General features: G+C 37.3%; 14 protein-coding genes and 1 pseudogene. 12 read left to right on the forward strand and 3 right to left on the reverse strand.

All coding sequences use genetic code 11. The annotated features are described in order from the left end of the window. Nucleotides 1-426: 426 nt before the first annotated feature. The 11 genes and pseudogenes from FJR05_RS10925 to FJR05_RS10975 all read left to right on the forward strand — a co-directional run. Nucleotides 427-577, forward strand: a pseudogene (locus FJR05_RS10925) (TenA family protein); the annotation flags it as partial. A gap of 348 nt (nt 578-925) precedes the next feature. Next, nucleotides 926-1,171 carry a DNA-binding transcriptional regulator gene (locus FJR05_RS10930; protein ID WP_015081680.1) on the forward strand — a complete coding sequence of 82 codons (246 nt, stop codon included), beginning with the start codon at nt 926-928 and terminating at the stop codon, nt 1,169-1,171. Nucleotides 1,172-1,236: 65 nt separating this feature from the next. Next, nucleotides 1,237-2,466, forward strand: a complete 1,230-nt coding sequence (locus FJR05_RS10935) for an Hsp70 family protein (protein ID WP_015081679.1) — start codon at nt 1,237-1,239, stop codon at nt 2,464-2,466. 41 nt (nt 2,467-2,507) lie between these two features. Next, the gene (locus FJR05_RS10940; RefSeq protein ID WP_168644113.1) at nt 2,508-3,746 is read left to right on the forward strand and encodes a hypothetical protein; all 1,239 of its coding nucleotides are present in this window, start codon (nt 2,508-2,510) and stop codon (nt 3,744-3,746) included. 22 nt (nt 3,747-3,768) lie between these two features. Continuing rightward, nucleotides 3,769-4,782, forward strand: coding sequence for a hypothetical protein (locus FJR05_RS10945; protein WP_015081677.1), 1,014 nt, complete (start codon nt 3,769-3,771; stop codon nt 4,780-4,782). A 51-nt stretch (nt 4,783-4,833) separates the two neighbouring features. Further along, nucleotides 4,834-5,889 (forward strand): hypothetical protein, encoded by a 1,056-nt coding sequence (locus tag FJR05_RS10950; protein WP_168644114.1) that lies wholly within the window; start codon nt 4,834-4,836, stop codon nt 5,887-5,889. Further along, on the forward strand, nt 5,882-7,333 hold the full coding sequence (locus FJR05_RS10955; RefSeq protein ID WP_168644115.1) for a hypothetical protein: 1,452 nt from the start codon (nt 5,882-5,884) through the stop codon (nt 7,331-7,333). Before FJR05_RS10950 ends, FJR05_RS10955 begins: the two co-directional genes overlap by 8 nt. 84 nt (nt 7,334-7,417) lie before the next feature. Next, nucleotides 7,418-8,239: a hypothetical protein gene (locus tag FJR05_RS10960; RefSeq protein ID WP_168644116.1), complete on the forward strand. Its 822-nt coding sequence runs from the start codon at nt 7,418-7,420 to the stop codon at nt 8,237-8,239. A gap of 68 nt (nt 8,240-8,307) precedes the next feature. Next, on the forward strand, nt 8,308-8,871 hold the full coding sequence (locus FJR05_RS10965; RefSeq protein WP_168644117.1) for a hypothetical protein: 564 nt from the start codon (nt 8,308-8,310) through the stop codon (nt 8,869-8,871). 184 nt (nt 8,872-9,055) lie between these two features. Further along, nucleotides 9,056-11,032, forward strand: coding sequence for a dynamin family protein (locus tag FJR05_RS10970; RefSeq protein ID WP_168644118.1), 1,977 nt, complete (start codon nt 9,056-9,058; stop codon nt 11,030-11,032). Beyond that, a complete protein-coding gene (locus FJR05_RS10975) occupies nt 11,025-12,599 on the forward strand; it encodes a dynamin family protein (protein ID WP_168644119.1) in 1,575 nt (524 codons plus the stop codon). The genes FJR05_RS10970 and FJR05_RS10975 overlap by 8 nt, the downstream gene beginning before the upstream one ends. Nucleotides 12,600-12,706: 107 nt before the next feature. Here the strand turns inward: FJR05_RS10975 and FJR05_RS10980 are convergent, their stop codons facing one another. Next, the gene (locus FJR05_RS10980) at nt 12,707-12,868 is read right to left on the reverse strand and encodes a hypothetical protein (protein ID WP_168644120.1); all 162 of its coding nucleotides are present in this window, start codon (nt 12,866-12,868) and stop codon (nt 12,707-12,709) included. 3 nt (nt 12,869-12,871) lie between these two features. Between FJR05_RS10980 and cutA the strand changes: the two genes are divergently transcribed. Beyond that, nucleotides 12,872-13,204: a divalent-cation tolerance protein CutA gene (cutA, locus tag FJR05_RS10985; RefSeq protein WP_168644121.1), complete on the forward strand. Its 333-nt coding sequence runs from the start codon at nt 12,872-12,874 to the stop codon at nt 13,202-13,204. A gap of 84 nt (nt 13,205-13,288) precedes the next feature. Here cutA and FJR05_RS10990 read toward each other — a convergent pair whose 3' ends face one another. Both FJR05_RS10990 and FJR05_RS10995 read right to left on the reverse strand, forming a co-directional pair. Continuing rightward, nucleotides 13,289-13,717: a DUF6006 family protein gene (locus FJR05_RS10990; protein ID WP_168644122.1), complete on the reverse strand. Its 429-nt coding sequence runs from the start codon at nt 13,715-13,717 to the stop codon at nt 13,289-13,291. A 78-nt stretch (nt 13,718-13,795) separates the two neighbouring features. Continuing rightward, nucleotides 13,796-14,122, reverse strand: a complete 327-nt coding sequence (locus FJR05_RS10995) for an SdpI family protein (RefSeq protein ID WP_168644123.1) — start codon at nt 14,120-14,122, stop codon at nt 13,796-13,798. Nucleotides 14,123-14,304: the final 182 nt, after the last annotated feature.

Raw genomic sequence — 14,304 nt, forward strand, 5'->3', positions numbered from 1 at the left:
CTTTTGCCCGTGCTTACAGTATTGCCGCCGCTAAAGCACCAGACTGGCAAGGATTCACTACATTTCATAATTTAGCTGGTGGAGTCATGGAAGAACTCAATCTGCATGAAGGCTATGCTACTCAGTGGGGGGTTAATTTGCGTGATCTAGAAGGGGTGAAATGAGCATCCATTCCGAAACTTACGCTAAGGACTTGATGACCTGTTTTCAACATCCTCTTTACCTACGAGAAACCTGTACCAATTGAAGGCTCTGAAATTTAGAAGCCTCAAACCACTGCTGTGCCGTATGAAATTGTTGTACCAAATAATCTTTAGGTAAATTGGTACGTTGAGAATTCCCAAAAACATTGATTGACAGAATACCTATCCAGTATAGGTTACAGCCTTAGCGTAACTTTCTGTTCGATTGCTCATTTACCCCCTAGAACCAGGATTTGCCACCCGACGCTACACTGACTTTTTGTTAGCTACTGCTTGGGGTGGGGACGTGGGTTTAACTGCTGCTGCAATGTCCCCCTGTATGCGTCTGTATGCTTTTTTGGGAACCAGTTTGGCGGTTAATGGTATTCCTAATCAATCGCTAGTTCAATATTTAATTTCTCCCAATAATCTCGGCTTCTGGAAAGTTGTTGGTGAACTGCTTGCAGCAGCGCTTCGCTATCGCTCCGTAGAAATCGCTGTAGGCATTTATTTAATATTGCATAGCTAATTTTCCCTCAAGAATTATTTATCAATATCTAACTTTTGGCAGATGACAATGTATTTACTTAGTGAATATTTCGACTTTATACAAATCAAAAATGAGGGAAAACAAAAAATCAGTAAATTTTCCTGAATTTAGCTGTTTTTGCTATTGCCTTTTTTTTAGAATGTACTTATTATGTCAAAAGATATATTACTCGTTACATCAGGCAATGAACCAGATGTTAAAAAGACCATTGCTGGTCAAAAAAACCGAAATGGGGGGGCTAATTCGGGAATTTCGCCTGTTGACTGGACTTACCCAAGAACAGTTTGGTGCTTATCTAGGTGTGACTTATGGCACTGTTAACCGTTGGGAAAATGGGAGATCGCAGCCTTCACCAATTGCCATGCAACTTATTCAGCAGAAGATTGAGGAAGTGGGGGAACAAGGTCAGGAATTATTACAGAAGTATTTAAGGAATTAAAAAATGGCAGCGCGTTTATTGTAATTAGATGATTTATTAAATATTCCTAGTCCTGAGAAAACTGTATGATTTTAGGTATTGATTTTGGCACTTGTAATACAAGTGCGGCACTCATGCTAGATGGTACAACAAGATTGATAAAAGAACCCTTGAAACATGGCTACTCTTTTCCCTCTAGTATCTATTTAACAGAAGGGGGAGAGGTACTTGTAGGTCAAGCGGCTGAAAACAATCGTATGCTAGATATCCGTCGGTATCAACGGGAATTTAAACGTGATCTGGGAATGAATGAACCATACCAGATAGGGGAGAATTCCTTATTCCCCCAGGATTTGATCTCCGCTGTGCTGCAAAAGCTCAAAATCGAAGCTGAGAAAATTGTGGCGGCATTGGGAAAAGGAGCAATTGAAAATGTTGTTATTACTGTCCCTGCTACATATCAACAGTACAAACGCAGTTTAATGGAGAAAGCAGCAGAAGTCGCAGGATTTAGTTCTGTAAGGCTTTTAGAAGAACCTATAGCAGCAGCCATTTACTACAGCCATCATAATCAAAATAAACTGCAAGATGGAGAAAATATACTCGTTTATGACCTCGGTGGAGGAACTTTTGATGCCGTCTTAATTAAATATACAGCAGAGGGGTATCGAATCCTTTCCACACCAATGGGACTAGAGGATTCTGGTGGGACAAACTTTGATAGGCTGATTTATCAAGATATTAAAAATCGTTGTAGTGAAAGTTTACGTCAACAATTAAATAATAAAGACGCATGGCAGACAAGGGCAACTATATCTAAGTTGTGTATTGATATCAAGCATCAGTTGAGCGAGGCGCAAGAGGCAACTATTTACATTCCCATAGGGGGAGAAAATTATCAACTCACTCGCACAGCTTTTAATCAAATGATTGCTCCAGCAATTGACCAAACTATAGAAGTTTGTGACAAGTTAATAAAAAGCATTGGCATAGATTGGCAGGATATCAGTCAAGTGTTGTTGGTAGGTGGTAGTTGTCGTATTACCTATGTGCAAGATGCGATAGAAAAAAGGTTAAGATATCCACCTTTGTTGATAGATGAACCAGAGTTAGCTGTTTGCCAGGGAGCAGCAATTTATGGAAACAATTTAAATACAAAGTCAGAGTCAATTAAAGAAGAGGAAAAAAAACAACCAGAAGTAAAACCTAATGTAGAAACATCCCCTAATTATCCATGCAATTCTTCTGAAGACACTTTTGGTTGGTTCTCAACAAAAAACGATAGCAAAAACAAAAACACGAATGATTGGTTTTAGTAACTGTCTTAATTTATTATTTTGCAGAGGAGTCAAAATTTATGTCTAAGTGGTCAGCACTTGTCTACGGTCGCACATACGAAGTAGATTTTCGCTTAATTGCAATGCCTGAATACTTCGATGTACAAGCTCGTACATGGGCAGAAAACTATATTCTCGCTACCACGCAAATACCAGAAAAGCTCTCAGGTAATCCACGCTGGTCGTTATTTACTAATAGGAATTACTATGTAATTGCAACTACTTGTATGGTGAGAGAACTATTCCCTAATGGTACTTCACATGAAACGAAAGATATCACGACAGATTTTCGCGGTAGACCTCTATATGCCTTTATTGGTTATGTAGCCGAAAGAGATGAAAGCGGAGAATTTCCAACGTTACCAGCTTATAGTGACCTGAATCTGGAACAATTTCAACTTTTATACCAAAAATATGTTGAACAACGTTGGGATGTAAAACCCTATCAACTAGAAAGTAGACAGCCCATTTTTACTAGTGAAGATGAAAGTATAAACACTGGGTCTTTACTTTCAAGTAATACTAGTGACAGTATAGATAGTAGTTTTAACATAAATTCAAGTCAAGATTACCGTCTACTTTTTCCAGAGACAGAAAAAGAAACGCTGTGGACAACAGTGATAAATAGTATTGTGCAATCTCCCCAGCATAGTATATCAGTATGTCTTGGTTTGTCATCCCAAAGAGAGGCAGTAAATAGTCCATTTTTAAATGCTACTGCTAACAACGTAGCGACAGTGACACGAATTCCTGTACCAGTAAAAACAGTTGCAAAGCCAACAGAATCTACTCGTTCTCCGTTAAACGAACCATTACCACCAACTACACCAAACACTTATGTAGTTGATGAATCATCAAATGATAATTCTGATAAATCAATCGTATCTATAGAGGAGTTTATAGGTAGTTTGGTAGGCGGAATTGTAGGTAGATTTATTCCGATACCTGGTGTTGTGATTGCTGGTGGTATACCAGGAATAATTTTATGTGGTGGAATTGGATATATAGCAGTAGGAATGCTGACCAATAAAGGAGTAGGTGGAGTAATTGTTAGTAAATCTGGGGAATTATTGGAGAGTTTAACTAGTTCTACAAATACAGATATAGACAACAATCAAACACAATATCCAAGTAGTAATTCACAGCGCAATAATCAAACGCAAAATCAAAATATTGGTTTTAAACCTACGGATAATTCCAATGATGAGTTAGATGATGAAAATCAAGATAGTCAAAAAAAGCCAGACAACTGGTTTTAAAACATCCTCTTAGGAGAAAATAATGAAAGTTGTAATGCTTGGCAATAGTGGTGTAGGAAAGACAACCTATATGGCATCCCTATATGGGATTATGCAACAGAAAATAGATGGTTTCTCCTTGAAGGCTAATGATACAGCAGATGGTAATCGACTTTTAGAATTAGCTAATCAGATTTCATCTGGTCGGTATCCTGATGCAACATCTAACCGAAATGAATATGATTTTTATCTTCATTATCAAGATAAAGAGATATTTCCTTTCTCTTGGTCAGATTATCGAGGTTCAGCTATTCGTAGCATGAGTGATGATAAACAGTCAGAAATATTAGTTGATGAACTCAAAAAAGCCGATGGGATTATGATGTTTTGTGATTGCGATGCATTGATGGCTAAAAACAAGTTAAAAGCTATGAATGAAATTCGCCGAATGACCTATTTAGTTACTGAGGCAGTGAAAAATATTGAACGTCCAATTTCTTTAGCAATTGTCCTCACAAAAATAGATAAATTAGTCGAATTTCAACAAGATATATTTAATCCTTTTCAAGGCTTAATCAGTGTGATAAATGCCAGTCAATGGATTTCAGCTTCATTTATTCCCGTTGCCTGTAGTCATCAATTTATTAATGTTCCATTGCCACTGCTTTTTGCCCTGCGTTCCTCAGTAATTTATCAAGCAATGTTAGCAGAACATCTGCTTAAATATCACTACGATAGATACGAAGAATTCAAGAAAAAGAATGAAGGAGTAAGCGGAGGTATTAAATGGCTCGTAGATTCATGGAATGGAAATACTACTGATGACAAAAATGCGGAAGCAGAGCTTGCTAAAGCAGTGGAAATTTACCAAGTATTTGAACATATCAAAGAACCAGTGATTGCTTTAGCTAAATATCTAGAAAATCTTCCTATGATTGAAGAAAAGCTCACTTTGAAGGACTATGCATCAGTATGTGAAAATACTAAGATAAAATACCATCTGCCCAATTTTATTGGACAGAATCAACAACGACAGGAAACTTTCAATTGGTTTTAGTTACTAGCTTCAGATTACCATTTGTTTAAATTATCCAAAGGAGAAAAAAGAATGAAAATTACTATGCTTGGCAATAATGCATCAGGAAAAACTTGCTATATGCTAGGGATGTATGCGTTTATGAGTATGGGGCTAAAGGGATTTACTCTCACTGCTACAGATCCAGATCAGGATCTTAGGTTAATGGATCAGTGGGAGGCATTAATTGGAGAAAACATTCTCCCCCTACCAACACAACCCCAATCAAATGAATCACCTATTTATACCTATGGTTTTAGCTTTAACCATGGAGCTAAACCTCTCATAGATTTTGAATGGATTGACTATCGTGGTGGTGCATTAGCAGGTGATAGCTCACAAGCCGACGCTACGTTTTTAAGGCAAAAATCTAGGCAATCCGATTGTTTATTTTTATGCGTTCCTGCTGAATATTTACAAGAAGAGATTGTTAATGCAAACGGCGATGTTAATAATAGAGTTAAATTAAAAGTTGCAGGCAGTAACAAATTAGCAATAAATAGAATAAACTTAATTCTCACAGAAATCAAACAAGCTATCAATGAAGAAAAAAATGATGGGCAACCAGTACCTATAGCTATTGTTATTACTAAGTTTGATTTAATCTTCGGTAAACGTAATAAAGAAGCAATTACTAGAGATATTCAGGAATTGTTTAACCCTCTATTTATAGAAAATTCTGGTTGGTTGACAATGATTTGCCCAGTAAGCTTAGGCAAAGATATACGCATAGAAGATAAGAAAATTCTTGGAGAAATAGATCCAGTTAATGTGCATTTACCACTAGTATTTGCCATTTACTCACAGTTAACAAAGGATGTTAGCACAGTCAAATCTAGTTATAATAACATCCAAGAGCAAAAAACTAGGGTTGCAGATGACCTTAAAACACAACAAGGTAAATGGAATAGTTTCTTCAAACAGGGGGAGATTAATAGTAAACAGAGTTCTTTAAACAATAAAGAAACTGAGTTAGCGAAAAAAGAAGCCGAAATACAGGATATATCTAAAAAGATGCAACTAGTTGCTAAAGAACTAGATAATGTTTCGATGTTTTTAGGAAATCAGGAGATGAAAGTAAGTGTCTAATTCTTCCCTAAAATGGTCTGCCCTAATCTATGGTCGTACCTACGAAGTAGATTTCCGCTTAATTGCAATGCCTGAATACTTCGATGTACAAGCTCGTACATGGGCAGAAAACTATATTCTCGCTACCACGCAAATACCAGAAAAGCTCTCAGGTAATCCACGCTGGTCGTTATTTACTAATAGGAATTACTATGTAATTGCAACTACTTGTATGGTGAGAGAACTATTCCCTAATGGTACTTCACATGAAACGAAAGATATCACGACAGATTTTCGCGGTAGACCTCTATATGCCTTTATTGGTTATGTAGCCGAAAGAGATGAAAGCGGAGAATTTCCAACGTTACCAGCTTATAGTGACCTGAATCTGGAACAATTTCAACTTTTATACCAAAAATATGTTGAACAACGTTGGGATGTAAAACCCTATCAACCAGAAAGTAGACAGCCCATTCCTACTAGTGAAGAAGATGTAAAATTTAGTTTTCCAACAACTGATGATGCTAAATTACACCTAAATATAGACCAGAAAAGAATTAGAGTTTGGTCAGAAGAATATAAATCAGATGTATGGAATACCGTTATCCAAAAGATTGAGATTTCTGACCAACCTATATCTGTATGTCTTAGTTTATCAACATCTAGAGAAGCAGAAAACAGTCCATTTTTAAATGCCACTGTGCTAAGACTAGATACTAGTAGAGATGGACTTGATTTAGAAAGACGTATTGATAAACCACATCAGCAAACAAAAGAAACAAGAAATCCACCAAAAATTCTACCGGAAGAAGTTCCAGAATACTCTGAATCTAATCAATATACATCTCAAAGTACGAACAATATACCACAGTACTCTAATTCAAATTTTCCTAGAGGAAAAGGCAATTCATGGGTAGATGATAGACAAAGAGACTATGAGCATAAAGAACTAATTATTAGGAGGATAATAACGTATGCTTTTTTAGAAAAATACGGACATTATAGCTCAGAAGCTATTCAAAAAGTACCAACCGCTAAGTTTAAATATGGATTGGAAAGTTTGTGGAATAGTTTAATTTCAAAGTCTTTGAATCCAGCGAAGGAGTTTCTGGAAAGTGAATTCAAGCAATTAGATTACGATGAATCAAATTTTAATCAAGATATCAATGAATTAGCAGATATAGCAGATATAGATTCAAAAGAAATTAGAAATTTTCTAATGAAAGCCACTATTGATATATCACTAGATGATCTAACAGATATTGTCGATGATATGTTGAATTTAGTATCTACTTCTACAAGTAAAATTGGCATAAAGGAACAACAGCAATACATCTCTCGGAAATTAGAAGGTTTTGAATTAAAAGCAATTGACACCAAAGATAATAAAACTTTAAATAATAATGAAAATCAATCAAAATCTATGGGAGAAGATAATCAAAAACAAACACCTGAATGGTTTTAAAGATTGTTGCTAATGAATTTAGCGCGAATGTTCAGTCTAATGTCAAAGAAAAAACTAAGCAATTTATATATAAGGAGAACATAGATGCAAGCTGGAGATTTTCCCTTAGATTCAAGCAACTTTGGTTTAAACGCTGAGGATGTTGATTATTCCCAGCAATTTGATGCAAATTTGGTTGATATTGATCCTCAAGGTATTGACACCGACGGTGACGGACAACCTGACAATTGGATAATTTCATCTGACCTTGATGGTGATGGTATACCTGATGAAATATTGCCAGTTGAAGATATTAATAAAGATGATGATTTTTGCGAATTCCCAAGTGATATAAATTCCGAAATGTGCGGTGTTCCAGATGATGATATGGAACACTGGCATCAACAAGCTTATCCTGATACTTGCGCGATCGCTTCCCAAGAATTTATTTTAGACTCAGTTACAGGAGTAGATTTCTCAGAGGATGAACTACGTCAACAAGCTATTGATAATGGTTGGTACACTCCTGGTGGTGGTACTCCCCTAGATTGTATGGGCAATTTGCTAGAAGCAAACGGTGTAGATGTAGATAAAGAATATGGATGCACACTAGAAGATTTAAGCAACAAACTACAAGGAGGTCAGAAAGTCATAGTAGCAATAGACGCTGATGAAATCTGGTATCAAGGGGTTGATGAGGATGATTATTTATCGGAATTGAATGGAATGCCAGGTCAAGGTGTCAATCATGCTGTTCAAGTAATTGGCATTGATAACAGCGATCCAAATAATCCTACCGTAATTCTCAATGATCCAGGCACACCTGATGGTCAAGGGTCAAGAATACCAGCAGACCAATTTTTAGATGCTTGGGCTGATAGTAATTCCTACATGATTTCCACTACTGGTGATGTGGTGACTGCATAAAAAACTTGTAGATTTACAACAACAATATCAACATCTGATGCAGAAAATTGACACATTTAAGGTAATTTATGAAAACACCACTAGCTCAGAAATCAAGAGAAACTCTTAGTAAAACTGAACAATTATTGCAATCTATTCGCCAAACTCCTTTATTTCGTCAAGTCATCCCTCTAGAAGCAGGTATCGGCTTACCAATTCCCCTACGGAAAGAAGGCAAAGTTTATGCAATTCTACCCTGTTTTGGCTTTGCTCCTACAGCTACAAAAGGTCAAACTACCGTCTTTCCTCCTTTTGCCACAATTACCGTGAATTGGGCTAACCAAGTGCCTGTGGAATATGTCAATTTGCGCTTTCGCAATCCTGCACCAGAACTACAATGGCAAGGTCAAATTGGTATTTTTCCTCATCCAGCCGTGGCACAAATGACATTGGGTGAATACAAAGAAAAACGTAGCGAATTACTGGCTATGTATGATGAAATGTTTAAAACCCTAGCGTCTGATGCAAACTTTTCAGATGAGTGGACAACTCGGTTTAGTGTACTTTTACGTACATTGATGGAACCGCCATTAGAGCCATATTATCGCGTCCTGGGTACAAAATTCTGCGATCGCTTTTTAGAGGTTATTTGAACAGTATTTTTATTAACATCAAAGCAAGAGAAATCTAACTCTCTTTCCTTGCTTACAAGTAGGAGTTTCAAAGCCTCTCCCCAAAAACGGGGAGAGGTTTAGAGAGGGGTTTATAGTCTACTTTAGGACTTGACAAACATACTTTTAAGCAGCCCTTAATTATTCACAAAATACATCATAATTTATGGCTAACTATCAACAACAAAAACAAAAGGTTCTACAGCTTTTTAAACCAGCTAAAACCTTAGCCGAAGGTCAAAAAAATATTGAGATCAAGCAAAGCCTAGAAGAAGTAGAAAAGCGTCTGATTGAGGAGAAACTGTTTGTAGTTGTTTGTGGTGAATTCAAACAAGGCAAATCCAGCCTCATGAATGCCTTGCTAAACGAACCAGAACTGTTTCCAGTAGATGTTGATATTACAACTAACCTAGTCTCAAGCATTACCTATGGTGAAACCGAAAAAATCACTGTAGTTTTAGGGGAATCAGGAAAAGAACAATCTCAGGAAATTCAACGAGCAGAAATTCCTAATTATGTAACTGAACAGCATAACAAAGGTAATTTCCACCAAGCTAAAATGTTGATTCTGCAATCTCCCAATCCCCAACTAAAAGAAGGTTTAGTGTTGGTGGATACTCCTGGTGTGGGGAGTCTCAATGTAGAACATACGGCTGTTACTTATGCGTTTATTCCTAATGCAGATGCCATTATTTTTGTTAGTGATGCACTAGCACCTTTATCTGCTAAAGAATTAGATTTTATCACTGAAAGAATCGTTCCTTATTGTCAGAATTTGATTTTTGTAGTCACAAAAATTGATGCAGTAGGAAACTATGAAAATATTATCGCCAGCAATCAAGAAAAACTGGCTCAATTACTCAAACGTCCTGATAGCGAAATTTCGATTATTCCTGTTTCCAGTAGTCTGAAATTAGATTACCTCAAATCTCAAGAAACAGAAGATTTGGAAGATAGTAACTTTCAACAGCTAGAAAATGAACTGTGGGGCTTAATCAGTCAACAACGGGGAAAAATATTGCTGATTAAGGCATTAACTGAATTGGGACGGGCGGTAAATGAGATAAAAGCACCAATTCAAGTTGAGTGGGAAACATATCAACAACAAAGTAAACAGGAATTAGAAAAATCAGAACGCCAACTGCAAGCGACTAAAGAACGATTAGCATCTCTGCAAGAAAACAACGCTGATTGGTTGACTCAACTGAGTTATGGGCTGCAAGATATCCGTAAACAATCAATTCATCAATTTGATATTGGTTTTGATAAAGTGCATCATAAAGCCAATGAATATCTAGACGATAATCGGCTTTTAAAGAATCCCACAGAGATTGCTAGTTTACTGGAGGGAGATATTAATGGGTTAATGTCTAATTTAGGAAAATTGCTGACTCAAGAAACCGCAGAACTATACACAAATATCGAATCTGCTAGTAAACTTAATCTTAACCCATTGCAGATAGATGATTTAGAGTGGGAGAAAGCAGCTATTAGTCTCCCCAATGGGAAAAACAAACGAACTGGTTTGTTTGAAAAATCTGTAGTTATAGTTCGCAACATAGGGTTTACAGCTACTCCTGGAGCAATGATTGGTCAATTTCTTGGAGGAATTGCAGGTGCAGCTATTGGGACTTTATTTGGCGGCGTTGGGGCTGGTCCTGGAATGGTTATAGGTCAAACTCTTGGAGGTTCTTTAGCAGGTTTGGCAGGGGCAAAATTAGGCTTTGATCAGTCTGTATCGCAAATTAAAGATAAAGACAGACGGGAAGTTTCTAAATTTATTTTGCCTTATATTAAACAGAGTCAAATGCTTTGTAGAAAAGTGCTAGATGATGCGATCGTAGATTTAGAACAGTCAATACGAGAAGAATTACGCAACCAGATTAAGCGAGAAAAAAATAATTGCGATCGCACTCTGCGCTCACTACAAGAAGCGCGTCAACGTTCTCAAGCCCAAGTTCAACAACGTACTCAGGAACTGCAAGTTATATTGCCCCAAATTAATCAACTGCAAAAAAATATTCAGCAATTAGCTCAAGTTACAGTAACGATGGGTACAGTGTCAGATACTAAACAAAAAACTGAGGTAGCACAACCAGTAACTACGGTAGGTGGGGAAAAGGGAAGTTGGGCAGATGATTGAGGGAACTATGCAACAAAGGGTAGATGAATTATTTAAATCTGCCCTTTCTGACACTAATAATCAACCAGGATTAGAGGATTTTCACCACTTACTACAACGATGTCAGCAGCAATTACATCAACCAATGCGGGTGGCGATAGTTGGTCTAATTAAGGCAGGTAAATCTACAATGATGAATGCCTTATTGGGTGAGGAAGTAGTTGCAACAGGTAATGTAGAAGCTACTTTTAATGTCAACTTTTTGCGGTATGGCGATCGCCCATCTCTGCTAGTACACTTTAAAAATGGTCGCTCACCTGAACCTAAACCATTTACAGAACTAGCAGATTTAACTCTCCGTGCTGACACTCACCGCGATTATCTCTTGAGCATCAAGTATATAGAGGTTATATACCCAAGTCCAATCCTAGAAAGTTTCAATTTGATTGATACTCCTGGTTTGTTGTCCTATTACAAGGATGACTCAGAAAATACCCTTCAGTTCTTGCAATTACACGGTCAGGAACTCACTGATATTACCAAGTCAGAAGCTCAAGGTGCTGATGCGGTACTGTACTTATTTAGTCATAGTTTAGCTACCGAAGATAAGCAAACTGTAGAGATATTTCAGGGTCCAACAGTCGGTCATGTAACACCTATTAATGCCATTGGTGTACTCACCAAAGTTGATAGCTACTGGTCTGATCCCAATGCTTCTGAACCGATGGAGGCTGGAAATCGGATTTGTCAACGGCTATCATCACATCCGCAAATACGAAACATACTTTATACGATTTATCCTACCTGTGGGTTTTTAGCTTTTGGGGCGCAAACCCTTACCAAGGACGAGTGGGAAATTCTGACTCGGTTAGCTCAATTGCTTCCAGAAGAACGGATGCATAAGCTGATTAAAGATGTCCGACGCTTTTGCGATCGTGAATATCCAGATGTACCAATCCCACCTAGCCAACGTCAGGAATTATTCAAGCGTTTGGGGCAATACGGCATTTGGCTTGCCTATACTCTGATTCGTTCTGGGGTCAATAATCAAACACAACTCACTGCTGAACTGCTCGAACGCAGTGGTATTCCCCAATTGCGTAACCTTATACTCTCGCATTTTGGTCATAGATCCTACTTAATCAAACTCAGTAAAGTCTTGCAGGAAATCAAAGTTACTAGTTTCCGATACCAACAAAATCTCCAAGTTACACAACAACAAGTAGTTAACAATGTTGTTGGTTTATTTGAAAAATTAGAAGCTCAAGAGCATGGCTTTGCTGAATTGCGAGTTCTACGAAATTATTATGATAAAAAATTAGACTTTGACGAAAATGAGGTAACGCAAATGTTAGAAGTGACAGGAGAAAGTGGTACTTCTTGCAGCGAAAGGTTGGGATTAGGTAAACTTGCGACTATCAACGAAATGATGCCTGTAGCGAAAGCCAGAATGCACTATTGGCGGAAAAAAGCGCATGATGATTTTGGTAGCGATCACATATCAATTACTGCTGCTAAAGTTTTAGCAAGTTCCTATGAGCGCATTCTATATCGTCTTCAGAAGGCAAAAGAATATCTCTATTTCTAGCCGGAGAGCGATTTTTTTCGGGGGAGATAATACTTCCCCTCGACCTAACTCAATAAATAACCAATACCGTCACAATACTGTTCGGTTAAAGGGAAATAGGTGTGCCTTTAGAGATTTAGGAGATTTAGTGGACTAGTTTGCTCCATTGCACCCCGTTCTTGAGGGAAACTAAATGATGCGATCGCTTCGCTGACCGCAGGTATCGCTCTACCAATATTTCCCCCAATAAAATTATCAATTACTATCTCAAACAGATATAATAAAGTCAAAACATGGAATTTATTTTGGTTTACGTCACTTGTAAAGACCGTGCTGAAGCTCTTAGCGTAGGTAGAGCCGTAGTAGAAGACCGTCTTGCTGCCTGTGCCAACATAATTGACGGCATGGATAGTATTTATTGGTGGCAAGGTGAATTACAAGTAGAAAAAGAAGCGATTCTAATTATGAAATCCCACCGTGATTTATTTGCAGAACTAACGGAAAAGGTGAAATCAAAACACTCTTATGAAATACCTTGTGTGGTGGCTTTACCAATTGAAACAGGAAATGAGGATTACCTGAATTGGCTAATGGCAGAAACCAAGGCTACAGATATCAACAAATAATTTCGCCCAAGAAAATTATCATAGCTTTGCCCAAAGTGAAAATAAAAGGCTGTAATTGTGCTACTAAATTACGTATACACAATTCTAACGTTGTTTCTTTATACAAGATAAAGGATAACGTTTGCCTCTCCAAGTTGTCCAACCGATAGTCTGACCCGATTTAGCATTATATTTTAAAAACCAGTTGTCTTGTTCTTGACCTAAATAACGAATTGAGAGAGATGTTGAATTTGCAGAACGTTTTGCCAGTGACACCCATGCACTACCATTATCACTGAACCGTCCCACAACCTTAACACCTGACGTAGTGCTACAGACATCACCATCACATTTAGTTTGAGGATCATCAACTACAAGCCAGTCCATTTTGGAGTTACGACCATCAATATTACAATTCCATGAACCAAAATACCACTGATTCCCTACCTGTGAGGCATTAATGGTACTAGGATTAAATAATATTCCAGAGGGAATCAGTATTAAACCTAACAAACACTTTGGGAGTAATTTCATAATTTGAGGTGATGAAATAGAAGTATCAAATTTTTTCATGGCACTTTGAAATCAAGAATTTTCAACCCTGAATCCTGATCATAAACTATTAATGTATCTTCGGATTAATAAAAAACCTAACGATAAAGGAATCATGAAACTACAAAAATGCAATAACCAAATTCCAAAGTTCTGATTTATTGAAGGAAGATGAATTGTCAGTACAACTACTGTTAGATAAAATCCACTGGCAAACATCAAAACCCGACCAGCAAATTTATTAGCACGATACCAGATTCGTGAATCTGACAAAGTTTTAGGAGTACGAATTCCATAGCCGTAATTGGGTGGTATAATTTCAGTAATCAATGGAATAGATAGCAAAAAGATTAGCAGTGCCGGAATAGCAAATGTTTGTTGTAACATATTTTATATGAAAACTAGATATAGCAATTCTGTTAAATTGGATAGTAGATGTAAACTTTTTCGATAATTCACTCTTATCAAGTCACTTACTGTACCAGAAGTTTTTAGTTATGTTTCCACACCGACTTTATCAAACCGCCCTTCTAAAATGACCGAACAACAACCCATACAACAGAAAATTC

It is taken from the genome of Dolichospermum sp. UHCC 0259 (genome assembly GCF_009711935.1).
Lineage (GTDB): Bacteria > Cyanobacteriota > Cyanobacteriia > Cyanobacteriales > Nostocaceae > Dolichospermum.

Coding starts and splice junctions, on each gene's coding strand:
- FJR05_RS10930 (WP_015081680.1), top strand. CDS start 926: ATGTTAAAAAGACCATTGCTGGTCAAAAAAACCGAAATGGGGGGGCTA.
- FJR05_RS10935 (WP_015081679.1), top strand. CDS start 1,237: ATGATTTTAGGTATTGATTTTGGCACTTGTAATACAAGTGCGGCACTC.
- FJR05_RS10940 (WP_168644113.1), top strand. CDS start 2,508: ATGTCTAAGTGGTCAGCACTTGTCTACGGTCGCACATACGAAGTAGAT.
- FJR05_RS10945 (WP_015081677.1), top strand. CDS start 3,769: ATGAAAGTTGTAATGCTTGGCAATAGTGGTGTAGGAAAGACAACCTAT.
- FJR05_RS10950 (WP_168644114.1), top strand. CDS start 4,834: ATGAAAATTACTATGCTTGGCAATAATGCATCAGGAAAAACTTGCTAT.
- FJR05_RS10960 (WP_168644116.1), top strand. CDS start 7,418: ATGCAAGCTGGAGATTTTCCCTTAGATTCAAGCAACTTTGGTTTAAAC.
- FJR05_RS10965 (WP_168644117.1), top strand. CDS start 8,308: ATGAAAACACCACTAGCTCAGAAATCAAGAGAAACTCTTAGTAAAACT.
- FJR05_RS10970 (WP_168644118.1), top strand. CDS start 9,056: ATGGCTAACTATCAACAACAAAAACAAAAGGTTCTACAGCTTTTTAAA.
- FJR05_RS10975 (WP_168644119.1), top strand. CDS start 11,025: ATGATTGAGGGAACTATGCAACAAAGGGTAGATGAATTATTTAAATCT.
- cutA (WP_168644121.1), top strand. CDS start 12,872: ATGGAATTTATTTTGGTTTACGTCACTTGTAAAGACCGTGCTGAAGCT.
- FJR05_RS10990 (WP_168644122.1), bottom strand. CDS start 13,717: ATGAAATTACTCCCAAAGTGTTTGTTAGGTTTAATACTGATTCCCTCT.
- FJR05_RS10995 (WP_168644123.1), bottom strand. CDS start 14,122: ATGTTACAACAAACATTTGCTATTCCGGCACTGCTAATCTTTTTGCTA.